At 70.3% G+C, this 22,812-nt stretch carries 20 protein-coding genes, 1 tRNA gene and 2 pseudogenes; 12 read left to right on the top strand and 11 right to left on the bottom strand.

Annotated features, from left to right (window positions below):
- Positions 1 to 134: 134 nt before the first annotated feature.
- From OG747_RS15065 to OG747_RS15055, 3 genes are all read right to left on the bottom strand, one after another.
- Positions 135 to 602 carry a single-stranded DNA-binding protein gene (locus OG747_RS15065; protein ID WP_405879836.1) on the bottom strand — a complete coding sequence of 156 codons (468 nt, stop codon included), beginning with the start codon at positions 600 to 602 and terminating at the stop codon, positions 135 to 137.
- A 178-nt stretch (positions 603 to 780) separates the two neighbouring features.
- The gene (locus tag OG747_RS15060; protein WP_405879835.1) at positions 781 to 2,598 is read right to left on the bottom strand and encodes a GTPase; all 1,818 of its coding nucleotides are present in this window, start codon (positions 2,596 to 2,598) and stop codon (positions 781 to 783) included.
- A gap of 368 nt (positions 2,599 to 2,966) precedes the next feature.
- On the bottom strand, positions 2,967 to 4,574 hold the full coding sequence (locus OG747_RS15055) for a dynamin family protein (RefSeq protein ID WP_405879834.1): 1,608 nt from the start codon (positions 4,572 to 4,574) through the stop codon (positions 2,967 to 2,969).
- Between the two features lie 310 nt (positions 4,575 to 4,884).
- Here OG747_RS15055 and OG747_RS15050 point away from each other — a divergent pair.
- The 4 genes from OG747_RS15050 (at position 4,885) to OG747_RS15035 (ending at position 10,168) form a co-directional block, all read left to right on the top strand.
- A tRNA-Arg gene (locus tag OG747_RS15050) sits at positions 4,885 to 4,960 on the top strand.
- A gap of 491 nt (positions 4,961 to 5,451) precedes the next feature.
- Positions 5,452 to 6,369 (top strand): NADP-dependent oxidoreductase, encoded by a 918-nt coding sequence (locus OG747_RS15045; protein ID WP_405879833.1) that lies wholly within the window; start codon positions 5,452 to 5,454, stop codon positions 6,367 to 6,369.
- Between the two features lie 345 nt (positions 6,370 to 6,714).
- The gene (locus OG747_RS15040; protein ID WP_405879832.1) at positions 6,715 to 7,755 is read left to right on the top strand and encodes a LacI family DNA-binding transcriptional regulator; all 1,041 of its coding nucleotides are present in this window, start codon (positions 6,715 to 6,717) and stop codon (positions 7,753 to 7,755) included.
- Positions 7,756 to 7,927: 172 nt separating this feature from the next.
- A complete protein-coding gene (locus OG747_RS15035) occupies positions 7,928 to 10,168 on the top strand; it encodes an RICIN domain-containing protein (protein WP_405879831.1) in 2,241 nt (746 codons plus the stop codon).
- A gap of 80 nt (positions 10,169 to 10,248) precedes the next feature.
- Here OG747_RS15035 and OG747_RS15030 read toward each other — a convergent pair whose 3' ends face one another.
- Positions 10,249 to 10,827 (bottom strand): fibronectin type III-like domain-contianing protein, encoded by a 579-nt coding sequence (locus OG747_RS15030; protein ID WP_405879830.1) that lies wholly within the window; start codon positions 10,825 to 10,827, stop codon positions 10,249 to 10,251.
- A 139-nt stretch (positions 10,828 to 10,966) separates the two neighbouring features.
- Between OG747_RS15030 and OG747_RS15025 the strand changes: the two genes are divergently transcribed.
- The 6 genes from OG747_RS15025 to OG747_RS15000 all read left to right on the top strand — a co-directional run bounded on the left by OG747_RS15025 (position 10,967) and on the right by OG747_RS15000 (position 16,446).
- Complete coding sequence (locus OG747_RS15025; protein WP_405879829.1) at positions 10,967 to 11,953, top strand: protein kinase domain-containing protein; 987 nt, start codon at positions 10,967 to 10,969, stop codon at positions 11,951 to 11,953.
- Between the two features lie 97 nt (positions 11,954 to 12,050).
- Positions 12,051 to 12,467, top strand: coding sequence for a hypothetical protein (locus OG747_RS15020; RefSeq protein WP_405879828.1), 417 nt, complete (start codon positions 12,051 to 12,053; stop codon positions 12,465 to 12,467).
- A gap of 131 nt (positions 12,468 to 12,598) precedes the next feature.
- Complete coding sequence (locus OG747_RS15015; protein ID WP_405879827.1) at positions 12,599 to 13,675, top strand: hypothetical protein; 1,077 nt, start codon at positions 12,599 to 12,601, stop codon at positions 13,673 to 13,675.
- A gap of 24 nt (positions 13,676 to 13,699) precedes the next feature.
- A complete protein-coding gene (locus OG747_RS15010; RefSeq protein WP_405879826.1) occupies positions 13,700 to 14,461 on the top strand; it encodes a vWA domain-containing protein in 762 nt (253 codons plus the stop codon).
- Between the two features lie 3 nt (positions 14,462 to 14,464).
- Positions 14,465 to 15,271 carry a PP2C family serine/threonine-protein phosphatase gene (locus tag OG747_RS15005; protein ID WP_405879825.1) on the top strand — a complete coding sequence of 269 codons (807 nt, stop codon included), beginning with the start codon at positions 14,465 to 14,467 and terminating at the stop codon, positions 15,269 to 15,271.
- A complete protein-coding gene (locus OG747_RS15000; RefSeq protein WP_405879824.1) occupies positions 15,268 to 16,446 on the top strand; it encodes a hypothetical protein in 1,179 nt (392 codons plus the stop codon). Before OG747_RS15005 ends, OG747_RS15000 begins: the two co-directional genes overlap by 4 nt.
- Before the next feature lie 6 nt (positions 16,447 to 16,452).
- Here the strand turns inward: OG747_RS15000 and OG747_RS14995 are convergent.
- From OG747_RS14995 to OG747_RS14975, 5 genes and pseudogenes are all read right to left on the bottom strand, one after another.
- Positions 16,453 to 16,641, bottom strand: a pseudogene (locus OG747_RS14995) (hypothetical protein); the annotation flags it as partial.
- A 116-nt stretch (positions 16,642 to 16,757) separates the two neighbouring features.
- Positions 16,758 to 17,177: a hypothetical protein gene (locus OG747_RS14990; protein ID WP_405879823.1), complete on the bottom strand. Its 420-nt coding sequence runs from the start codon at positions 17,175 to 17,177 to the stop codon at positions 16,758 to 16,760.
- Between the two features lie 95 nt (positions 17,178 to 17,272).
- Complete coding sequence (locus OG747_RS14985; RefSeq protein ID WP_405879822.1) at positions 17,273 to 18,262, bottom strand: nucleoside hydrolase; 990 nt, start codon at positions 18,260 to 18,262, stop codon at positions 17,273 to 17,275.
- A 129-nt stretch (positions 18,263 to 18,391) separates the two neighbouring features.
- Complete coding sequence (locus OG747_RS14980; protein ID WP_405879821.1) at positions 18,392 to 18,700, bottom strand: DUF1876 domain-containing protein; 309 nt, start codon at positions 18,698 to 18,700, stop codon at positions 18,392 to 18,394.
- 345 nt (positions 18,701 to 19,045) lie between these two features.
- Positions 19,046 to 19,498 carry a hypothetical protein gene (locus tag OG747_RS14975; RefSeq protein ID WP_405886095.1) on the bottom strand — a complete coding sequence of 151 codons (453 nt, stop codon included), beginning with the start codon at positions 19,496 to 19,498 and terminating at the stop codon, positions 19,046 to 19,048.
- On the opposite strand from OG747_RS14975, the pseudogene OG747_RS14970 reads away from it, so the two are divergent.
- Both OG747_RS14970 and OG747_RS14965 read left to right on the top strand, forming a co-directional pair.
- Positions 19,448 to 19,609, top strand: a pseudogene (locus OG747_RS14970) (hypothetical protein); the annotation flags it as partial. The gene OG747_RS14975 and the pseudogene OG747_RS14970 sit on opposite strands and share 51 nt — an antisense overlap.
- 141 nt (positions 19,610 to 19,750) lie before the next feature.
- Complete coding sequence (locus OG747_RS14965) at positions 19,751 to 20,758, top strand: XRE family transcriptional regulator (protein WP_405885544.1); 1,008 nt, start codon at positions 19,751 to 19,753, stop codon at positions 20,756 to 20,758.
- 4 nt (positions 20,759 to 20,762) lie between these two features.
- Here the strand turns inward: OG747_RS14965 and cutA are convergent, their stop codons facing one another.
- The gene (cutA, locus tag OG747_RS14960; RefSeq protein ID WP_405879820.1) at positions 20,763 to 21,095 is read right to left on the bottom strand and encodes a divalent-cation tolerance protein CutA; all 333 of its coding nucleotides are present in this window, start codon (positions 21,093 to 21,095) and stop codon (positions 20,763 to 20,765) included.
- A gap of 584 nt (positions 21,096 to 21,679) precedes the next feature.
- Entirely contained in the window at positions 21,680 to 22,114 is a 435-nt protein-coding gene (locus OG747_RS14955; RefSeq protein WP_405879819.1) for an NUDIX domain-containing protein, read from the bottom strand.
- Positions 22,115 to 22,812: the final 698 nt, after the last annotated feature.

The following is a 22,812-nucleotide window of genomic DNA, read 5'->3' as shown; positions in this document are numbered from 1 at the left end:
ACTCGGAATCGTTATCGGTCAGCAAGCCTGTGAGCTGCGCTTATCGACAATTACATAGGGACCGTTCGGACCGTATTCGTCGATAAGCCGCAGTTCGGTCAGGTCGTTCGTTCAGGTCGATTCCGTACCTGACGTCAGGTCACTCCGGCGGGCTGCGGCTGCTGTTGAGAAGCCTCCGCGGGCTGAGCCGGTGGCTCCGTCTCCCAACTGGGCTCGGGCCGGGGCGCCGCGGTCGCGTCCCCCTCCTTGCTCGGGCGCCGGAAGGCCGACGTGCCACGAGAGAGGTCGTGGCCGATCGCCACCGCGTCGATGTCCGCCGACGTCCAGCTCTGCCCCTCGCGCACCTCGGTACGCACCTTCAACCTGCCCTGCACGATGACGGGATCGCCCACCGACAGCGACGCCCCCACGTTGGTGGCAAGCACTCGATTGGCCCACACGGTGAAGAAATTGGTGTGTCCGTCCGCCCAGGCACTCTTCTCGCGGTCCCAGTACCGTGCCGTCACCGCCAGGCGGAACCTCGCCGATGCCCCGTTCGCCAACTCTCGATACACCGGCCGCGTCGCCACGTTGCCCACTGCGCAGACCATCGTCTCGTTCATGACCGAACCCCTCTCCCGTACGGATGCGTCTGTCGCGGTGATCGCATGCGCTGCGATCGCCGCGAGTTCAGACTGCCCCCGTCGGGCAGAGCCCGCTGAGCGCTGTGTACGACCGGCCGGTTGTGGACAACCGCGTCGCCCGAAGGGGTGATGCCGCAGCAGCTCAGGGGGCGCGGTCTCACCCGACAGGCGCCGACGCCCCCGTGACCCGACCGTACTGCTCCCGTACCTCCCGATACCGCAGCAGCTCCGCCGCCACCGGATCGAGTACCCGGGCCCTCCCGCACCCGGCGGCGGCCTCGCGCAGTCGCCGTTCCGCTTCGAGCCCGTACCGCCGGGCCGGTCCCCGTGCCGCCATCCTGCTGCTCCACTCGACGGCCGGACCGCCGACGATGCCCGCCACCATCAGCAGCACCGGCACCCCGAGGTTCGGTGCCATGAACCCGATGATCTGTCCCAGCAGCCAGAGTCCGCCGATGATCTGAAGGATCGTCATCGAAGCCTGCCCGAGCACGGCGGCCGGCCACCAGCCGGGCCGCGGCGGTCGCCCGGCCGGTGTCGTGGCGCGCGTCGCCATCTCGTCCAGCGCCTCCGGCAGCCCCTGCGCACCCCGTACGGCCGCCTCACGCACCGCCTGCGCCCAGGGTGCGGGCAGGCCGCGGGCCGCCCGGTCCGCCACCGTACGTACGGCCTGCTCGACGCGCTGCCGGGCGGTGGCCTCCTCGTCCGCGGGCGCCCGTACCGACAGCCGTCCGGTCGGTGATTCGCCCTGGTCCCAGCACCACCGCCACAGCCGCAGCCAGGGCGTGCCGCACGCGCGGTTGGCGTTGCGGCGCCACGCGCGCTCGGCCGCCTGGCCGGCTGCGGTGGCGCCGACCGAGTCCGCGAGCCGGTCCGAGAACTCGTCGCGCGCCTCCTCGCTGAGCCCGGTGCGCCGACCGGTCGAGTAGAGGGGTCGCAGACGCGCGGCGGCCGCGTCGAGATCGGCCGAAACTCGACGTGCGGCGGCGCCCCGCTCGGCCACGAACTGGCTCAGCGCCTCGCGCAGTTCGCCGATGCCGTCCCCGGTGAGCGCGGACAGCGCGAGCACGGTCGCGCCCGGTTCGCCGTATTCGCCCAGTGCGATCCCGTCCTCGTCGAGCAGCCGCCGCAGATCGTCGAGGACCTGGTCGGCGGCCTCGCCGGGCAGCCGGTCCACCTGGTTGAGGACGACGAAGGTGACCTCCGCGTGCCCCGCCATGGGCCGCAGATAGCGCTCGTGGATCATGGCGTCCGCGTACTTCTCGGGGTCCACGACCCAGATGACCGCGTCGACGAGCGCCAGGACGCGGTCCACCTGTTCACGGTGCTGGACGGCGGCGGAGTCGTGGTCGGGCAGGTCCACCAGGACGAGGCCGCGCAGTTGCGCCTCCGCCTCCGGGCTCTGCAGCGGGCGCCTGCGCAGCCGTCCCGGGATGCCGAGCCGGTCGATGAGCGTCGCCGCGCCGTCGCTCCAACTGCACGCGATGGGGGCCGCGGTGGTCGGCCTGCGCACACCGGTCTCCGAGATGGCCACCCCGGCGAGCGCGTTGAAGAGCTGCGACTTGCCGCTGCCGGTGGCCCCGGCGATGGCGACGACGGTGTGCTCCCCGGAGAGCCTGCGGCGCGCCGCCGCCTCGTCGAGGACCCGGCCCGCCTCGGCGAGCGTCCTGCTGTCGAGCCGGGTGCGCGACAGCCCCACCAGCTCACGGAGCGCGTCGAGCCGTGACCTCAGGGGGCCGTCGTACGCCAGAGGGGGCGGCGGGGCTTGGACGACGATCTTGGTCCCCAGACTCGGGGCCGGGGCCTCCTGACCCGCGGCCGTCTCGGACACACGGCGGGCGATCAGCCCGTCGTCCCAGGCGGTGTCGGACTCGGCACGGGCGGACTCGACGCGGGTGGACTCAGTACGGGCGGACTCGACGCGGGCGGAGGAGTCGTCGTCCTTCACGCGTGCGTGCCCGGCGTCGCGTTCCACACGCGCGTGAGCGCCGCCAGGAGGGCCACTGGCGGAGGCGTCTTCCTGGGCGTCTTCCGGGCCTTCCTCGGCCCCTCCAGTAGCTCTTGCAGCCCTCGCAGCCCATTCGGTCTCCTCGGCATCCTCGGCCTTCGCCGTGGCTTCGGGGGAGGGCTCACCGGCGGTGGACCTGCCGGTCGTGGCCTCCTCAGAGACTTCCTTCGGGGACTCGACCTCGGAATGCGAGCCCCTAGGGAGACCATTTTCGGACGTGCCCTGGTCGGAAATGCCCTGGTCGGAAATGCCCTGGTCAGACGTACCGTCTTCGGAGGGCTCGTCTCCGGTGTGGTCGGCGTGATCCGTGCGGTCTGTGACGGCAGTCACCGCGGTCACCTCTCCTTCTGCAGTACGGACAGCGCGGCGATGAGTTCGGCCTGGGGCTCCGGATGGACGTTGAGCGCGTCGAGTGGGGCGAGCCGCCGCTCCCGCTCGGTGTGCAGCGCCCGGTCGAGGTACTCGGTGAGGAGGCGCCCGCCCCGGTCGCGCAGCCGCAGGGCGCCGTGCGCGCCGATCCGCTCGGCGAGCCCCTCGCCCGCCGCCCGGGCCCGGTGGCCGCCCAGGAGCGCGGTGGCGACCAGCGCGGCGACGACCTCGGCGTCCGGTGCCGCGCTCTTGTCGAGGCGGCCGACCTCGTCCTCGGCGTACTCCTCCAGGACCCGCCGCCACCGCCGTACGGCCACCCCGATCCGGTGCTCGGCGCTCTCCAGCGTCGGATCACGGTCCGTCAGCCCCGGAGCGCCCGCCGCCGGTTCGCGCCGCCAGGCCTCGTCCACGCGCTCGTCGGCGGCCGTGACGGCACACAGCAGGAGGGCGGCCAGGCTCTCGGCGAGCGCGTCGAGCAGTTCGCCGGCGGTGCAGTCGAGCGGGTAGGCGCGCCACCGCTTGAGCGCGTCCCCGGAGAGCACGGCCCCGGTCTGAAGACGCCCCTTCACGCGCGTGTGCTCGCTGTCGTACGCCCCGTCGACGGCAGCGGTGAGTCGCAGCGCGGCGGCGTACTGCGCGGCGGCCGCACTGGCCAGTTCCGGCATCCGGGCCTTCAACGAGTCGAGGACTCCGTGGGCCGTACGGGCCATCGCCTGGTGCCGGGCTCCCAGGTCCTGTACCTGGTGGACGAGCCATGTACGCAGGGGCGCGACGGCGGTGGCGGGCAGCAGGCCGCCGCCCCACGCGGACTCGGGCAGTTCCGGCACGGTGAAGCGGGGTACTTCGCCGAGCCCGGCCTTGGTGAGCAGGGCGCCGTACTGCCGCGAGACCTCGGACACCACCTGGTGCGGCACCCGGTCGAGGACGGTGACCAGGGTCGCCTTGTGCTCCTTGGCGGTACGCAGCAGATGCCAGGGCACGGCGTCGGCGTACCGCGCGGCCGTGGTCACCATGACCCAGATGTCGGCCGCGCAGATCAGTTCGGCGGCGAGCACCCGGTTGTCGGCGACCAGGGAGTCGATGTCGGGCGCGTCGAGGAGGACGAGGCCGCGGGGGAGGGTGTCGACGGTCTCGATCCGCAGAACCCGTTCCCCACGCTCGACGAGCGTGTGCAGTTCGTCGCCGGGTTCCTGGTGGGGCATCCACACGCGCGTGAGGTCGGGCAGCACGCGCATCCCGCTGAACCAGTGGTGGTCCTCCGGGTGGCACACCAGTACCGGTGTACGGGTCGTCGGGCGCAACACGCCGGCCTCGCTGACCCGTCGTCCCACAAGGGAGTTGACGAGGGTGGACTTTCCCGCCCCGGTGGACCCGCCGATCACGGCGAGAAGTGGTGCTTCGGGTTCCCTCAACCGGGGCACCAGATAGTCGTCGAGTTGTGCGAGCAGTTCGTCGCGGTTGGCACGCGCGCGTGGAGCCCCTGCCAGGGGCAGCGGAAAGCGTGCGGCGGCGACACGGTCGCGCAGGGCGGAGAGTGCGTCGAGCAGCTGAGGCCGTACGTCCAAGGTCACCACATGCGAAGAATGCCCAATTTTGGAGGCTTTCTGAAGCATATGACTATGTCTGCGCGCCGACAGGACACACGGGGCGGAAGGGACGACCGGGGCGCAGGCATAACGAGTGCACAACACCCGATGCGTGAGACGCCAAAAGCGGTGCGCGATTCGCACCTGCCTGCGATTATCAGGACCGCTTCACTGAACCTCCACATTGAGCCACGGAGGAGAAGCATCAGGGACAAGGACCCGGGAGCCCTATCCTTGTCCCCGGCAAGGTCACGGATCGGCCCACACCCGGGCACCATGACACCGGCCACCACACCCGGCCCCCGTAGCTCAGTGGATAGAGCAGGCGCCTTCTAAGCGCTTGGCCGCAGGTTCGAGTCCTGCCGGGGGCGCCACCGTCAGGCCCTACCTCGGTAGGGCCTTTTTGCTGGTCTGGGGCGACTTACTCGCACACTCCGAAGCCTCGGCCACTCCCTCGGTGTGCACGGGGCAGGTCCGGAGCTGTCCGGCTGTCACCGGGTTTTCGCGGGTCGCTGTGCCGAATACGTGTCGAGGTCAGGGGGTCGGCTTCGCCGTCCAGCCCAAGGATGGACGGCTGCCGGTCGTGGCCAACGTCAGCTCGGCGGCGACGATCGACGCCATGGGCGGATGGTGGCCGACGCAGGAGGCCGGCAGCGTCTCTCGCTGTCGACGTCCCGCGTGCCCGCGTTGCACGGTGCAGGCCGGACCACAGTGCATTGCCGGCGAGGACAGTGTGGCCGTCGGCTGCGCCCGGGAATACCACTCCGCTTCTGTGCCATTGAATGCCACGGCCCGGCCGGTGTGTATCCGTCCGGCGCGTGGCCGTCCCATCCCTGTCCGAGCCAGAAAGTGCGGTGAGCACGCGATGAAGGCGGTGCGGTTCCATACGTACGGCGGGATCGATGTACTGCGGGTGGAGGAGATGGCGCGGCCCGCGCCCGGCCCTGGGCAAGTACTGGTCGAGGTCCGCGCAGCCGGGATCCAGCCCGGCGAGGTGATGATCCGCGAGGGCGCGCGGCACGACCGCTGGCCGGCGACGTTCCCCTCCGGGCAGGGCAGCGACCTTGCCGGAGTCGTGGTGCAGGTCGGCTCGCAGGTGCGCGGTTTCGCGGTGGGCGATGAGGTCCTGGGCTTCACCCACAGCCGGGCGAGCCACGCGGAGTTCGTCGTGGTCGACGACGTGAATCTGGTGTCGCGTCCGGTGGGGCTCTCCTGGGACGTGGCCGGGTCGTTGTACGTGGCCGGCACGACCGCGTACGCCACGGTGTTCGCGGTGGACCCCGGACCGGCGGAGACGGTCGTGGTGTCCGGCGCGGCGGGCGGCGTCGGTTCCCTTGCCGTGCAGCTCGCGCGGCGGCGCGGCGCAACGGTGATCGGGCTGGCGAGCGCGCGGAACCACGCCTGGTTGAAGGAGCGCGGTGTCGTCCCGGTCACGTACGGGGAGGGCGTGGCCGAACGGATCCGGCAGGCTTCCGGCGGGGACGTCGACGCGTTCATCGACACGTTCGGCGACGGCTACGTGGACCTGGCGGTGGAGTTGGGCGTGAGACCCGAGCGGATCAACACGATCCGCGATTGGCAGGCCGCGGCCAGGGTCGGTGCGCGAACCTACGGAGAAGGCTCGGCGGCGTGCGCGGTAGTGCTCGGTGAACTGGCCCGGCTGGCCGCTCGCGGGGAACTGGAGGTGCCGATCGCCCGCACCTACCCGCTGGAGCAGGTGCGCGACGCGTTCCGCGAGCTGGAACGGCGGCACACCCACGGCAAGATCGTGCTCCGGCCGTAGCTCCGGCAATCCGAGGCGACCATCGCGCAGGCACCCCGGAACATCCCGTTGGCAGTCACATGACTTCCCGTCATGTGGCAGTCGGCGGAGATCACGATGGCCGGTGACACCTACAGGACGACAACCGGCCAAAGCGTCCCGGAATCGACAGCAAGCGCCTTGACGACTTTCGTTCCACTGGACGTCACCCCTGGCCGCGGGGTCGGGCCCCGGCAGCACGTCACAGAACAGCGCGCTCCGGTCTTGCCTCCCCGTACCCGGCCCCGTTACCTTGCGGCGGAGTTTCTGGCCAGGTACGCAGTGCGGTCCGGCGCATCAGTGTTCGGCGTACGGAACGGACATCGGGTGACAGGTCGAGGCAAGGGCCGGCAGGAAGCGCAGCACGGTCTGCTCACAAGCATCGCCGCCGAGGCGGGGGTCTCGCTCAGCACCGTGTCCAAGGTGGTGCACCGACGCCGGGACGTGGGCGCGGCGACCCGGGACCGGGTCGAGGAACTGCTGGCGCGGTACGGGTACGTCCGCCCGTGGGAGTGGGGTCCCGCGACGCCCCGGCAGATCATCGTCGTCTTCCGTGACCTGTCCGGCCCGTACACCCTGGAGGTCGCCCGGGGCATCGTGGACGCGGCCGGCGAGTTCGGCATCGATGTCGTCACCGGGACGACGAGCCGGCGGTCGATCTCCGGGTGGCTGGAGGAGTGCGTGGCACTCGGCGCGGCGGGGATCGTGATCGTGATCTCCATGCTGGCCGAGGAGGACCAGCGGCGGATCGTCGAGCAGCGGCTGCCTGTGGTGCTGATCGACCCCCTCAGCGCGCCTTCGGAGGACATTCCCAGCATCGGGGTGACGAACTGGAGCGGAGCCCGGGACGCCGTCCAGCACCTGCTGGCGCTGGGACACACCCGGATCGGCATGGTCGCGGGCCGCTCGCACTCCCTGGCGGGGGCGGCGCGCGTGCACGGTTACCGGGCCGCGCTGGAGGAGGCCGGGGTCGCCTACGACCCGGCGATCGTCCGCTCGACCGACTTCGACTACACCGAGGCGCTCGCCGCGAGCCTGCAGCTCCTGCGGGTCGGCGACCCGCCCACGGCCGTTTTCGCGGCCAGCGACGCGCAGGCGCTCGGCGTGCTGGAGGCCGCCCGGCAGCAGGGGCTCTCGGTACCCGACGACCTGTCGGTCATGTCCTTCGACGACACGCTCGTGGCGGCCATGGCCTGCCCGCCGCTGAGTGCGGTGCGCCAGCCGTTCGAGGAGCTGGGCCGCGAGGCGACCCGGGTGCTCATGGATCTCGCCGAGGGCCGGCCGCCCGCGGCGCCGCGCATCGAGCTGGCCACGGAACTCGTAGTACGGACCTCGACGTCCGTGCGCCGCCGGGTCAGTACCCCGTGACCCGCGAGGTCCACACCCCTTGACCCGCAAGGTCAATACCTCGTAACCCGCAACCGCGCGAAACCATTTCGCAACGTGCCGGTGACAGTGCGATGTCGCCTGCGAATACTGGCTTCCTGCCCCGCACCCCCATTTCCCCTCCCCACGGAGCCCCATGGAGCCCCATAGCCCCATGGAGCCCCTTGGAACGGGGTGCGCGATTCCTCCGGTGAAAGGAACGCCGTTGAAAAGATCCTGGGCGCGAAAGGTTTTCGCTTCGGCGACGGCCTTCGGCGTCGGCGTGGCATTCGCCATCGCCTCCGCGACGAGCGCGTCGGCGTATCAGCCGAGCCCCGCGAACTTGTATACGGCGGACAACACCGCCGCGTGCAACAAGAGCCCTTGCGTTCTCTACCCGAAGTCGGCACAGCTGCCGGACGGCCGGATCGTGGCCACGTTCGAGAACAGCCAGAGCGCTCCGGTGGGCCAGACGCTGCCCGTCTACAAGAGCGACGACGACGGCACGACGTGGGCGAAGCTGGCCGACGTCAAGGCCCCGGCGTACCTGTCCAGCGACAGCGCGTACGCGAAGTACACGAGCAACTGGACCAACCCGTATCTCTACGTGCTCCCGCAGAACGTCGGAAACCTGAGCGCCGGCACGCTGCTGCTCGCGAGCATCGTCTCCGGCGACGACTCCTACTACGAGGAGCAGAAGGCCGCCAACTCCAGCTGGACGCCGACCAGCGACGGCGACCGCAAGGACGTGGCGCTCGCCCTGTACGCCAGCACGGACGACGGCGCGACCTGGAGCTTCGAGAACATCATCGCGGCCGGGAGCTGGCAGGGCGGCAGCGCGGGCAGCATCGGCCGCGTCTCGACCGCCAACACCCACGCCCAGGTCGACCCCGTATGGGAACCCCACCTGCTCGCCCACAACGGCACGCTCATCGCCTACTACTCCGACGAGGACGACTACACCGGCTACGACACCACCACCGGCGCGCCGACCCTCGACCCGGCCAATGACACGGCGACGGACTCCGGCGGCCAGGTCCTCCTCCACCGCACCTGGAACGGCAGCAGCACGACGTCCTGGAGCAGCCCCGTCGTCGATGTCCCGGGCGCCACGGTGAGCATGGGCAACGGCAAGACGGAGATCGGCGGCGGCCGTCCGGGCATGACGACCATCGCCCCGACGACCGACGGCAAGTGGCTCCTGACGTACGAGTACTGGGGCGGCGGGACGAACGTCCGCTACCGGATCTCCGACGACCCGACGAAGTTCTTCTCGGCCACGGACGCCGCGATCACCTCGCTGCCCGTGCCCTCGGGCGGGAGCGCGCTGTCCACCGGCGGCAGCCCGGTCCTCCTCCCGATGCCGGACGGACGGATCGTCTACAACGCCTCGGGCAGCGGCGACGTCTGGGTGAACGAGTCCGGGCTGAGCACGGGCACGTGGAAGGAGTACAAGACACCGATAGCCGCCGGGTACAGCCGCAACCTGCAGTACGTCACCGGCACGGGACGCGTCCTGATCCTCCAGGCGTCCTGGAGCGGTGGCAGCGTCGGGCCGGTGAAGTACGCCGAGGTCGACCTCGGGCGGTCCGACGGCGCCTACTACAGCCTCGTCAACCGGCTGACCGGCCAGGTCCTCGCCACCGCGTCCGGCAAGACCCAGGATGCCAGCCTCACCGGGAACACCCCCGACCTCGTCCTGAGCGCCGCCGGCTCCACGGTCGACACCCAGCGCTGGCACCTGACCGCCAAGGGCAGCAACGTGACCCTGCTCAACAAGGCCGGCGGCCGCTCGGTCGCCATCTGGACCGGCACCGCGACGGCCGGGCAGAAGCTGGCCCAGTGGGTCGACGACGGAGCCACCGACAAACAGTGGACCCTCGTCTCCTCGACCAGCGGGTACTACAAGCTCCGCTCGGTCCTCAACACCAGCCTGTACATGACCGGTTCGACGACGGGCGGCTCCGTCACCGTGGCGGCGTCGACCACCGACGGCTCACAGGACTGGCAGCTGGTCCAGGACCCCCTCCCCACGGACTCGACCTTCACCCTGAAAGGCACGTACTCCAGCCGCTGCCTCGACGTCCCGAACGGCCAGACGGGCGTCCAGGTCCAGATCTACGACTGCTCGGGCAACGCCAACCAGACCATCACCCAGACCACGGCCGGCGAACTCCGCGTCTCCGGCAAGTGTCTGGCCGCCGACGGCGACGGCACCACCGCGGGCACCAAGCTCATCCTCTGGGCCTGCAACGGACAGTCCAGTCAGAAGTGGTCGTTCCGCGTGGACGGCACCATCGCCAACCGCTCCAACGGCCTGGTCATCGACGTGACCAACTGGGGCACGGCCAACGGCTCGAAGGTCGAGCTGTGGACACCGCTGGGCACCGCCACCCAGCAGTGGAGCCGAGGCTAGTCGTACCGGTTCAAGAAGAGGGCGGTGCCACCGGATCGGATCGACCGGTGGCACCGCCCTCGCTCACGCGTCCCCGCGGCTCACTCCCGTTCGACGGTCACCGGCACGCCGTGCTGCCGTACGACCGTCGCGTCCCGCTCCTCACCGACCAGCCGCACGACGTCCCGCACCGGAGTGTCCAGGCTGGAGGAGCCCGCCTGGAGCACGATCTCGCCGGGCTCTACGATGCGGCGGCCGGCCAGGCCGGTGAAGGCCAGGCGGTCGGTGTGGACGTGGAAGCGGACCGTGGCCCGCTCGCCGGGGGCGAGAGCCACCTTGGCGAAGCCGAGCAGGAAGCGCACGGGCCGCGTGACCTGGGCGACCGGGTCGACGGCGTACAGCTGGACGGTCTCGGAGCCCGCGACCGTCCCCGTGTTCCGCACCCGTGCGCGGACCGTGAACTCTCCGTCCGTCGGAACCTGTTCGCGGTCGACGGCGAGCAGGTCGACCTCGAAGGAGGTGTAGGACAGTCCGTGGCCGAAGGGGAACGCGGGGGTGGGGTCGAGGTTGGACAGGAAGCTCTGCCGGTCGGCGAGCGGTGGGTGCAGGTAGGTGTACGGCTGTCCGCCCGGCGAGGCGGGGATCTGCACGGGCGGCTGGGTCAGTAGACGCCGAGTCATGGGGGCCGGGCGTAATCCCGGCTCCCATTTCTCGCATCACCTCCGCCCCGCCGGGGATTTCGCGGGACACTCGGGACATCTCGCGGCGAACAACGTCCTGCGACGAACCCCGGACGACCCCGGAAATGAGGTGAGCGGGGTGCGCACACCCGTCAGTGACCCCATGAAGATCGGTCCGTACCGCATCGTGGGGCGGCTCGGCTCCGGCGGCATGGGATGGGTGTACCTCGGCCGCTCGCCGGCCGGACGCGAGGTCGCCGTGAAGGTGGTCCGCGCCGAACTGGCCGCCGAGGCCGAGTTCAGAGCACGCTTCGCCCGCGAGGTCGCCGCCGCCCGCGTGGTCAGCGGCGCGTACACCGCCGCCGTGATCGACGCCGACACCGAGGCCGAACTGCCCTGGCTCGCCACGATGTACGTGCCAGGACCCTCGCTCGCCGAGGCGGTCCGCACCGACGGCCCGCTGCCCGAGCCACAGGTACGACGGCTCGGCGCGGGCCTGGTCGAGGCGCTGGGGGCCATCCACACCGCGGGCCTGGTGCACCGGGACCTGAAACCGGCGAACGTGCTCCTCGCCTCCGACGGGCCTCGCGTCATCGACTTCGGGATCTCCTGGGTCGACGGCGCCCCCGGACTCACCCAGGTCGGCGTCGTGATCGGCACTCCGCCGTTCATGTCGCCCGAGCAGATCCAGGGGGCGCAGGTGGGCCCGCCGAGCGATGTCTTCTCCCTCGGCGGGGTCCTGGTGTACGCCCTCACCGGCCGCCCGCCGCACGGCAGCGGGGAGGCGGTGCGCTACCGGGTCGTCCTCGCCGAGCCCGAACTCGACGGCGTACCCCCGGGAATGCGGGAGCTGATCGCGCACTGCCTGGCCAAGCGGCCCGAGGGCCGGCCTCCACTGGCCGACCTGCTCACCGAGTTGCTGGCGCAGACCCCCAAGCCCGCGTCCTGGCCGCCGCCCGCCGTGGCCCGCAGCATCAAGGTGCGCACCCGCGAGCTGGCGGTCCGCCGCGGGGCCGGTACGAGCGTGTCCGTGCCCTCCTGTCTGCTGCTGCACGCCCAGGCGCTGCTGGACGCCGGACTGACCGACGCGATGGTCGCCGAGGCGGTGGGCCGTGGCGGCGCCTGAGCCCTTTCCCGGCAGGGAGTCCTTTCCCGGCCGGGAGTCCGTTCCCGGCCGACCCGGCCGAGAGCCTGGTCCCGGACGGGACCACGACATACTCGAAGTGGGCGCGCACTGGCGCCGGTTGGTGCAGAACTGGGTGGCCCGACGCAATTACCACACCGTGACCGACGCCGTTTCCGTGTCCCTGCAATTCGACCTCAAGGAAACGGGGCGGATGGTCACGGTGCGCTTCATGACGACCAAAAGGCTCCTTGTCGCCTTTGCGACGGACGGTCATTACCTGCGCCAGGACCAACTGGCCGTCGCCGCCGCGGCATCGAACGCGTGGAATACCGAACAACTGAATCCCATGCTGTCCGTGTGGGACGTACGAGGACCACGCCCCTGTCTCGCGGGTGTCTGCGATCTGCCGCTGACCTGCCGGATGACGCAGACGGATTTCGATGCTTTGGCCAGTGATTGGGTGGAACGGGCGCGGCAGATGTTCACCCGCTGCCATCAGGTTTTCAAGTTGTAGAAGTGAAAACCGGCGTATGCCCCCAACCTCTTCCGGGCGCACGCCGGTTGCCCCCACTATTGGGCGAGTGCCTTTCAGGCCACGGGGGGTTGCCCATGAGGCGTTCGCTGTATTTCATTGCGATTTTGGGAATGCTGGCCACACTTGTGTCGGCGGGGACGACAACGGCGGCCGCCGCGTCCTGCGAAACGAACTTCGAGGCACGCCTGAACTGCTGGTTCCGCTGGATCGGCGAAGGCACCTTCGTGGTCACCCTGAACGACACGCTGCCGTTCGACGGGGATCAGCAAGCCCGCAGGAGCGTCGAGCGGAAAGTGGTGACGACCAGCCGCAGTCACCTCATAGTCGAGGTGCCGGCGAACCATTACACCGGCCCCGGAGGCACGGCCCTGCTGCTGCTCGCGGGGGTCCGCTGGGTGGAGCCGAGCGCCCACATCGACAAGCTGTCGCCCGAGGCCGTGAAGGACCTGAAGGCCGTCAACGCCTGCGACTTCAACAACCACGCCGACCTGTGCGCCCGGCTCGCCGATCACCCGCTGCGCGGCAGCGACCTGATCAAGGCGGGCTCGTCGAGCGACCGTTCCCAGCACGCGTACTCCGTCGAGGCACCCTCCGACCCGCCCACGAGCACGCCTGCCACCACCCAGACCCCCACCGAGCAGACCGGGACCAAGAAGCCCGCCGACCCGCTCTTCGACAAGAAGACCACGGCCCTCGCCGGCCTCTGTGCCCTGCTCGTCCTGCTCCTCACCGCCTTCCTGGTCCTCGTCCGCCGCTCCTCCTCCCAGGGTCCCGCGACCGCAGCCCACCTCGCCGCGCCCACTGCGCCCACTGCACAGGCCGCGCAACCCCGGGCGCCCGACGAGCAGACCACCCGGCTCAGGACCGCACCTGCAACCGCACCCGCACCCGCACCCACACCCACACCAGCACCCGCATCCGCGTCCGCCCCCGCCCCCCGCCACGGACGCGAGGTCGGCGGCAGGCCGGGACCGGCGCAGACCGCCGTCGTCCGCACCGAACTGCACCCCCAGGGCTATGTCGAGCTGGACCACGTCCTGTACCGGGCGGTGTGGGCCGACCCCGGGCGCCCGCCGCCCGGCCCCGGCTCACTCGTCGACGTCACCGACGCGCGCCGGCGGGAATCCGACGTCCTGTACGCCTTCCCGACGGCCGCGGGACGCCATGACCAGACCACGCGGACTTGAGTTCTCAGACCGGGAGAGACAGAGATGCACAGCGAATACCCGCCCACGCTGCCGGCGGAGTACGCCGACATCGAGTTCGAGAACAACGCGCAGCGACTGCCGCTGGTGCTCTGTCTCGACACCTCCAGTTCCATGGCGGGAGCGCCCATCCAGACGCTCAACAACGCGCTCATGGAGTGGACCCGGGAACTCCACGACGACGTCAGCCTCAGCTACAGCGTGGAGGTCGCCGTCATCACCTTCGGCGGCCAGGGCGTCGGCGCCTGGCGCGGACCCCAACTCCTCGACCCGCGCGCCCCGGTGAGCCCCTTCGTGCCCGCCCACCTGTTCCGGCCTCCCCAGCTCACCGCCGCCGGGGTGACGCTGATGACCGAGGCCCTGGAGCTGTCGATGCACATCGTCGCGGCCCGCAAGGCCGAGCTGCGCGCCTCCGGGCTCCAGTACTACCGGCCGCAGATCTGCCTGGTCACCGACGGGCTGCCGACCGACGCCACGGGCCATCTCACCGACTCCTGGCACCGGTTGGTCCCCGTCCTCGCCGAGGAACAGCGCGCCCGCCGCTTCCGGCTCTACGCGATAGGCGTCGGCGGCATCACCGACATGGGCGAGCAGGTGCTCCAGGCCTTCGCGCCGAAGTTCAACGCCCGGCTGCAGGGATTCCCGTTCCGCGAGCTGCTGCAGATGATGTCCGCCAGCGCGAACGCCGAACAGAAGGGCGCGGGCGACGAGGTCTTCGAGAAGATCTTCAGCCAGTTCAAGACCCAGCGCCCGGCCTGGGAAGCCTGAGCGATGGCGGAGAGGGGCGAGCGGGAGTCGCCGTGGCGCATCCACGGCATGAGCGTCGAGGGCTACCGCCACCGGCGCCAGAACCTGCCCTGTCAGGACGCCTGCGCGTACACGGTCTCGCCGTCGGTGGCCGTCCTCGCGGTCGCGGACGGCGCGGGCAGCCGGCCGCGCTCCGACGAGGGCTCACGGCTCGCGGTCGAGCTGGCCGCCGAACACTTCGGACGGCGGGCGGCCGCGGCGGCCGGGTCGCACCCGGGCGAGGCCGTCCACGAACTCCTCGCGGACGCCTTCCACGACGTCAGCAAGGTCTTCCTCGACACCACCGGCGCGGACGCCGCCGACTTCGCCACCACCCTCACCGTCGTGGTGCTCGCCCCGGGCTGGCTGGGCCACCTCACCGTGGGCGACGGCTTCGTCGTACTGCGCGCCGGTACGGAGGACGGCGAGCGGCAGTTCCATCTGCTGCCGCAGGCCGCCGCGGCCAGCGAGTACAGCAACGAGACGGTCTTCCTCACCTCGCCGGACGCAGCCCGCTGGGTGCGCACCGACTGTGTGTCCGACGAAGGGATCGACGGGCTGCTGCTGTCCACCGACGGACTCGTCCAGGCCGCGCTCAACCGCTCCGCCAGTGGAGTGCAGGGCCCGAACGCGTCCTTCGCCGAGGCCGTCTTCCGCTCCCTCGACGCTCCGGGACCCGTGTCCGACAGCGCCCACGAGGGGCTGGCCGCGCTGCTCAGGTCGGACCGGCTGACCGCGCTGAACGCCGACGACAAGACCCTGCTGCGAGCCGTCCGCAAGGGGCGCGCATGAGCGGCCTCACCGTGTTCCTGGACGGCAAGCCCGTCACCCTCGCGGAGCTGCCACTGAAGGGCGGCGGCCAGGCGGCGGTCTTCCCGGTCGTCGGCGACGACGGGATCGTCGTCAAGCTCTACCGCGAACCCCCGGGCCCCGAGCAGGAGCGTCGGCTGACCCGGATGCTGACCATGTCCCCGCTCGCCGCCCGCCCCACCAACGCCTCGCAGCCGCCCGAACTGGCCTGGCCCACGGCCATCGCCCGCGGCGCCCAGGGCGAGTTCCTCGGCTACGCCATGCGCCGCTTCGGCGAACCCGCACACGTCCAGCTGATCGGACTGTTCACCCGCGCCCAGCGCCGCAAGCTCTTTCCCGAGCGGGCCGACTGGCGCTTCCTGCTCGGCGTCGCCTGGAACCTCGCCTTCATGACCGCCCGTATGCACCACGACAACCTCGTCATCGGCGACTTCTCCAGCAGCAACGTCGTGGTCGACGCCAACGGCTTCGTCACCTTCCTCGACTGCGACTCCATCGCCTTCACCGACCCGGCCACCGGGGAACTCTTCCCCTGCCTGATGCACACCACCGACTACTCGCCCCCCGAGCGCCAGGCAGGCGGCCCCGCCAGCCGCGTCACCGACGACTTCGCCCTCGCGGTCCTCGTCTACCAGCTGCTCACGGCCGGCAACCACCCCTTCGGCGGCGTCCCGCACGACAGCGCGTCCGAGTCGACCGTCAAGGACAACATCGCCGCCAGCTGCTCCTACGTGGTCCGCCCCGAGCGGGTCGTCATCCCGCGCGGCACCATCGACCCCTCGGTCCTGCCCCCCGACCTGCTCACCCTGGCCCGCGCCGCCTTCGGCCCCGGCGTCCTCGCCCCGGCCGCCCGGCCCCCGGCGGAGGCCTGGCTGCGCGCGCTGAACAAGGAGCGCTCCCAGGTGCGGGTCTGCGGGCTCCGCCCGCTGCACGCGTACGGCTCCCACCTCACCTCCTGCCCCTGGTGCACCCGGGCGGCGACCACGGGCCACGACGTGTTCAACGGGCCCGCGCCGGTGCCGCTGCCGGATCCACAGCCGCAGCCGCAGCCGCAGTCGCAGGAGGAGAAGAAGACCGGGTTCTGGCCGACGGCGCGGAAGGTCGCCCTGGTGATCGCGCTGGTGGTGATCCTGGTGATCATCGTGGGGAGCGTGTGACGAACCGCTCAGATACTCCCGCAGGCGGCCGAAGTCGGCCCGCAGCTCCTCCAGTTGGGCCGAGGGGTCCGGGAAGTCCGGCAGCGGCAGGCGCTCCGGCGGGGCGATCAGGGCGCCCGCGCCGTACAGCCCCGCGACGACGACGGGCCAGTACGGGCCCGCGAGCTGGCACTGCTCGCGACGGTGGGCTTGCAGTCGACGGCCACGGCCGTCGGCTGACCGATGACCACGGACCGGGGGGTGCGTGGCGCCCGGTCCGCGCGTCGCTGTGGATGCGCGCGGACCGGGGCCGTACGGGGGAGCCCGGGGGCTCAGCGGGACGCGAGTGCGCGGGGGTCGGTGGCCGGGGCGTGGGCGTCCATGCGTTCGGCGGCCAGGATGGCGGCGGCGGTGTCGGCGCGGGACGCGGCGACGACGAGGGCGCGGCCGGCGAGGGCGTGGGCGCGCCGGTGGAGGGCGACGGTGTGCGGTTCGTGCACGGCGGCGGCCACCGGGGCGCGGACCGGCGATACCGCTCCACGCAGTCGCGCCACCTGATCGGCGAGCCGCCCGGCCGCCGTGTCCAGGTCGGCGGACGGGGCGATCGCGCGGATCTCGTCGGTCACGGCGAGGAGGGCCGCGAGGTGCCCGGCGAGCTGGATGTCCAGCTCCTCCTCGCGCGACCGGTGGGGAAAGTCGGAGGGGGAGCCGGTGACCGTGTGGACCGACTTGGTGCGGATCGGTTCGTACATGGGACGGCCTCCTGTGTTCTTACAGGAAGCCATCCTAGCTTAGATTTCGTCTAAAGTTGAGTCGAGTCGCGACCTGCGGCGACAGGGCCCACCAGCTAGGCGGAAGTCGGGGCGATGGCGCCGGTGGTGGTGGCCCCGGTGGTGGCGGCGGTGGTGGCGATGGCGATGGCCTCCAGTGAACCGATGAGCAGGTCCCACAGGCGTTCGGTGTGCAGCTTCGTGGCCACGGAGGTGTTCGCCGGGCCGGAGCGGCCGCGGAAGTCGGTGACCGTCATGCCGTACGTCGCCGTTCCCCGCAGTTCGACCTCGACGTGCGCCGGGGTGACCTCTATCAGACTCGGGTCGATGGCCCGGCCGACCGCGCAGGCGTCGTGGATGGTGGCCATCGCGCCGTGCACCTCGGCGTAGGTGGCGTTGTAGTGGTTGAGGAGGTCGACGACGAACTGGGACACCGGTGTGCCCAGCGCCTCGATACGGGCCACCAGTTCCGGGGTGGCGGCGGCCTGCGCGGTCAGGTCGAGGCCGACCATGGTTACGGGCCAGTCCGCCGAGAAGACGACCGCGGCCGCCTCGGGGTCGGCGTGGATGTTGAACTCGGCCGCCGGTGTGATGTTGCCACGGGTGTACGACCCGCCCATGAGGACGACCTCTTTGACCAGCTCGGTGATACGGGGCTCCCGGCGCAGCGCCAGGGCGATGTTGGTCAGGGGCGCGGTGGGGACGAGGGTGATCTCACCGGGGTGGGCGAGGACCGTCTCGATGATGAGGTCGACGGCGTGCCGGGGGTCGACCTCCACGGTGGGAGTGATGAAGGCGGGACCGTCCATGCCGGAGTCCCCGTGGATCTCGGCGGCGAGGGTCTGATCGCGGACGAGGGGACCGCCGGCACCGGCCGCGACGGGTACGTGGTGCAGGCCGGCCAGGGTGCAGACCTGCCGGGCGTTGAGAGTGACCTTCTCGATGGTCTGATTGCCCGCGACGGTGGTGATGGCGACGATCTCGACATCGGGGTTACCGGCGGCGAGCAGGATGGCGATGGCGTCGTCGTGCCCGGGATCGCAGTCGATGAGGATCTTCTTGGGCATGGGCGTCCTTTGGGCGTAGGGCGGGCAAGTTCGATCGCCCCCTTTCAGCGCGGGACCACCGCCCCACGAGGGGCGGCGGCCCGGCTCACGTCCGGCTCGGAATCGGCCTGGAGTCGGCTCGGTTCCGGTTCACCTCAGCGGATGCGACGTTCTTCCCGACGCCGCGTCGATCTCGTCGTGTGCTTTCGTCAGCAGCTTCATCGCGAGTTCGTTGAGCGCCCGCGCGCCCGCGACCTCCTCGCCGACTCTCGGCTGGTTGGAGTCGGAGGGGTGCCGGCTGGTGTACCCGTGGGCGCGTACCTCGTTCCCGTCGGGGAGCCGCAGGAGGGCGGCGGCGCGGGTGCGGTGGTTGTCCTCCTCGAATTCCATCTCGACATGCCAGCCGACGGCGGTCCGTGCCTGCGACTGAGCCTGCTGCATGTGTGTCGTCTGCGTCATTGCGATCACCTCCGGGGCGGGCCCCAGCCCCTGGTACGGGCCTCGGCCCCTACTACCAGAGTGTGCTTCTTCACTCGACTCCGCACGGGGTGGCGGACGACGCGAGCTCGCGGTGACCCAGCGGACGCGAAGGGTCTCCATCCCCGCGGCACGGCCTCCTCTGTCGCGGGACTGTAAATCGTTCGGCCCTGTCTCACTTTCGGTGGTGACGGAGCGTGCTGCTGTCCGAGGAGGATCGCGGTGGCGCCGCAGCCACGCTTCGAGCGTGTCGGCTCTGCGATCATACGAAACCCCGGCCTCCGCCACGGTGGAAAGCGGATGACCGGGGTCGTATCGGGAACGCCGTCAGACTGGCCAGGAAGCGGCCGGATCGTCGAGCCAGGCCCGTTCGCCACCCTTGCCGACGGTGAGGCCGAACCTCTCGAAGCCGGGCTCGCCTCGCTCCGTCCACCAGGTGTGGGCGGCTTCTGTCTCGTCCCACAACCGGCGCGGGCCGCCCTGATAGACGGTGGACGTGGGGTGTCCGTCGCGGAAGAGCACGCAGGCCCAGGAACGGTCTGACAGCCCGTATAGCCACATCGGGCGGGCTCCGTGGCGCTTGTCGGCCACCGCACACAGACATTCAGGCACGCGCAGGCCCAGGGCGAAGCGCAGGGCGTCGAACTTGTCCCGTACGAAGTCGTCTTCCGTGACCACGGTCGACGAGGTGTCGCCGCTGGAGACGCCTTCGGCGGGGACGTAGTCGGCGTGCCGCGGCCAGGGCTGGCGCTGTGCGCGGAGCTTCATGAACCAGCTCACGACTTCGGCACGGTGTTCCGCCTCGCGCGCCGTGAAGCCGGAATCAGCTACTCGAAGATCGCGGCTGAGTGCGGCATCAAGCCGGAACGCGTCGGAGCACTGGCACGCGGCGAAGGCAGCGTGACCACCTTCGAGAAGATCACGCGGATCGCCGACGCCTTGCGCATTCCAGGAAGAGCGCTCGGCCTCGCTCCACGAGAGTGGGAAGCATCGGATCCGCCAGGTCGACCACCCGTTACGCCTGCACATGCCATGGCGACCAACGGAGACGGAGACGAAGTGCGGCGCAGGGAGTTCTTCCGGGCATCAGCCGGGGCCGGGCTGGCGGTAAGCCTGCCCGACCTCGCTCGTCCCATGGCCGGCCGCCAAGTCGGACGCGATTTTCCCGAACGGCTGCGTGAGCGCACGGCACGCCTGAGGCGCCTGGACGACGTGCTTGGCGGTGGCGACACCTATCGCGTCTATCTCGGCGAGTACCAGGCAACCAAGGCTCTGCTCCGCGACTGCACCTACACCGAGGACACTCGGAAAGCCCTGCTCTCCGTCCTCGCCGAGCAGGCGCAGCAAGCAGGATGGGCCGCGTTCGACGGAGGCAGGCACGAGGAAGCGACCAGCTTGTACAAGGACAGCCACACCGCCGGGGTGGAAGCCGGTGACACGGCCGTCGCCGGTAACGCGCTCGCGTTCCTCGCATACCAGGCGGTCAGCGGAGACCGGATGGCCGGAGTGGAGATAGCCTCGCGTTCGTGTGCCACGGCAGGCCCCGACGCCGCCCCAGGAGTGCGTGCACTGCTGTACGAGCGCCTCGCATGGGCCCACGCGGTCGCCGGGAACGCCGCCGAGACCGAGCGTGCCCTCGGCACCGCGGAATCCGCACTCGACGAGACGGACGCCGCCGCAGTTCCGCAACCCGACTGGGCGGCGTGGGTCGACCGGAACGAACTCCAGATCATGAGTGGCCGGTGCTGGACAGAGCTACGGCGCCCACTGCGCGCGGTCCCCGCCCTGGAAAGCGCACTCGACCGGTACGACGACACCCATGCGCGGGACAAGAGCCTGTACCTGTCGTGGCTGGCCGACTCGTACCTGAGCGCCGGAGAGGTTGAGCAGGCCGCCGCCACCACCGGCCGGGCGCTGGATCTGGCCGCCGGGGTGGCATCCGTCCGCCCCAGGCAGCGTCTGTCTCCTGTCCTGCGACGGCTCAGCGATCACAGAGCGCTTCCAGCGGTCGCCGAGGTGCTGGAGAAGGCCAGGGCTTGAAGTCCTACTCGGGGGGAGGCGTTGTGGTGGTCGTGGCCACCCACCGCAGGTATGCATCGGACCCGGCCACGATGGGTACCGCGGACACCTCCGGGTTCTTCCAGGGGTGGTGCGACAGCAGGTGGGCTTCCAGTTCGGCGTACCGAGCGGCATGGGTCTTCAGCAGAAGCTGCCACTCCTCCCCAGTCCCGAACTCACCCTCATGCCAGAACACGGAGACCACCGGACCGACGATCTGAGCCCCGGCGGCAAGCCGCCCGACGACTACAGAACGAGCGAGTTCCACCGCCTGTTCGCGGCTCTCTGTCGCTGTGGACACCTGCAAGAAGTCAGCCATGTGGGCGAGCGTAGCCACGGGCCGGAGATTTGGGTCCCACAAATTGCGCGGGCTCGCCACCTAGCGAGACGCCGCGCTCGTATGCTTGTCCCTGCTTCACCTGCTCTTCCTCTTCAACTCGTCGATCTCTTTGCGGGGACCGGCGGATAGATCCCTGACAGCCAGGGCCGGACGTTCGCTCTCGGGGCAGCAGCCGCTGTTCACGGGGTGGTTCACGGAGAAGGCCATGCGCAATGTTGAGAACGTGTTCGTCAGAGTGCGCGTGCTGGATCGAGTAGGCGACGCTCATGAGCGGGTGATCAACTTATTGAAGGGGGCCAATCGCGCGCCCTCCCATCCGGACCCGCCACCCCTCTGAACGACGGTCGTCCGTAACCGCACGCAGGACGAGAGGCCCCGGCTGGCCGCGCCCGGCGGCGCGCTAGCGGCAGCGGGCGCGAAGCTTACGGGTCCGTGATCACTCGCGCCAAAGCAGCTCCAGGCCAAAGTCGCTACGCCGACCGCGCGTTCGACATGACCGCCGGTTGGGTACAGGCCACAGATCGCGGGGTGCCTCTATGTGATCCGTCGAGTGGCGCTGGCTGTCAGGCGCCCCACGTCTTGGCATGCTCACGTAGGTAGTTGGCGAGTTCGGTCGGTTGGAGTTCGAGGGCTGTCACGGCTGCCGCGTCCAGCGCGACGCGGACTGGCGAGAAGTCGCCTATGTCGGGGTCGTCGAGCTCGGGGCCGTTGCGGCGGTTCGGATCCATGTCCAGCACGTCGGCGCGGAAGTAGTGCTGCACGACGGTCGTCCTCTCGCCCGGTTCGGTCAAGGTCAGGAACTCGGTGGCAGGGCCGATCGTGGCGCCGATCTCTTCCATGACTTCGCGGCGTAGGGCCGCTTCAAGGTCGGCGTCGTCGGGTTCGACGCCCCCGCCGACGGTTGTGTAGTAGGAGGAGCCGCCCGGCCATCCTCGGCGCAGGAACACCAGATGATCGTCGTCGAGCAGAACCGCGCGAACATTGTGACGGACCTTCATGTTCGCGACGATAGTGCGCCCGTCCTGGCGGGGGATATGGATTGCCAGTGTGGAGCCTCTGATGGGAACCCGAGACCCGAGCAGTGCGAAGCCTGGAGAAGGCCACACGTACCCCCTGCGTGCCCGATCAGGCAGCACCCAACGGGAAGTAGCGGGGAATCACGGCGAGCGCTCAGGAAACATGCAGGTCAGCGTCTCGCTAGATCAGACCGCATCTGGTTACGCGATCTTCCAAGCTGGTGCTCTACGGCACCGCCAGGTCACAGACCAAAGCCGTTCCGCCCATGCAGTAGCTTTCCCATGGAGGGGTGCCATGTCCGCGTGGATCATGTTGGGTTCCGGCTGCGTTTTCGTAATTCTGGGCGTGTTGACCTTGAACGGCCGGGGAACCGCGGCGTATGCGCCGTCGCCTAGGGCTGGTTGGGGTTGGATAGCGATGGCTGGCGGCCCCGTCCTGGACGGAGGACCCAAACTCCTCGGCTTCTCTTCCGGAGCGGCGATGGTGCTTTCCACCGTAGCTCTGGGACTCGTCGTGCTCGGTGCGATGCTTCTGGTCCGGGGCGGAGCATTCGCCAAGGCTCGTCGTGCTGGCGACGACGACTGAGTGCCGCCCCTAATCCCTATCTAGGACGACCGTCAAGTGGGCGACTGATGTCTGACACCAGCGGCTGACACCAAAAGCGGCGGACGAAGGCGGA

It is taken from the genome of Streptomyces sp. NBC_01384, from assembly GCF_045040035.1.
Classification (GTDB): Bacteria; Actinomycetota; Actinomycetes; order Streptomycetales; family Streptomycetaceae; genus Streptomyces.
The sequence above is the reverse complement of the archived record's forward strand: the minus strand, read 5'-3'. Positions and strand labels throughout refer to the sequence as shown.

Bases quoted from the DNA above. Each gene is read 5' to 3' on its own strand.
- OG747_RS15065 (WP_405879836.1), bottom strand. From the start codon at position 602: ATGAACGAGACGATGGTCTGCGCAGTGGGCAACGTGGCGACGCGGCCG.
- OG747_RS15045 (WP_405879833.1), top strand. From the start codon at position 5,452: ATGAAGGCGGTGCGGTTCCATACGTACGGCGGGATCGATGTACTGCGG.
- OG747_RS15035 (WP_405879831.1), top strand. From the start codon at position 7,928: ATGGAGCCCCTTGGAACGGGGTGCGCGATTCCTCCGGTGAAAGGAACG.
- OG747_RS15030 (WP_405879830.1), bottom strand. From the start codon at position 10,827: ATGACTCGGCGTCTACTGACCCAGCCGCCCGTGCAGATCCCCGCCTCG.
- OG747_RS15015 (WP_405879827.1), top strand. From the start codon at position 12,599: ATGCTGGCCACACTTGTGTCGGCGGGGACGACAACGGCGGCCGCCGCG.
- OG747_RS15010 (WP_405879826.1), top strand. From the start codon at position 13,700: ATGCACAGCGAATACCCGCCCACGCTGCCGGCGGAGTACGCCGACATC.
- OG747_RS15005 (WP_405879825.1), top strand. From the start codon at position 14,465: ATGGCGGAGAGGGGCGAGCGGGAGTCGCCGTGGCGCATCCACGGCATG.
- OG747_RS15000 (WP_405879824.1), top strand. From the start codon at position 15,268: ATGAGCGGCCTCACCGTGTTCCTGGACGGCAAGCCCGTCACCCTCGCG.
- OG747_RS14990 (WP_405879823.1), bottom strand. From the start codon at position 17,177: ATGTACGAACCGATCCGCACCAAGTCGGTCCACACGGTCACCGGCTCC.
- OG747_RS14985 (WP_405879822.1), bottom strand. From the start codon at position 18,262: ATGCCCAAGAAGATCCTCATCGACTGCGATCCCGGGCACGACGACGCC.
- OG747_RS14980 (WP_405879821.1), bottom strand. From the start codon at position 18,700: ATGACGCAGACGACACACATGCAGCAGGCTCAGTCGCAGGCACGGACC.
- OG747_RS14965 (WP_405885544.1), top strand. From the start codon at position 19,751: ATGGCGACCAACGGAGACGGAGACGAAGTGCGGCGCAGGGAGTTCTTC.
- cutA (WP_405879820.1), bottom strand. From the start codon at position 21,095: ATGGCTGACTTCTTGCAGGTGTCCACAGCGACAGAGAGCCGCGAACAG.
- OG747_RS14955 (WP_405879819.1), bottom strand. From the start codon at position 22,114: ATGAAGGTCCGTCACAATGTTCGCGCGGTTCTGCTCGACGACGATCAT.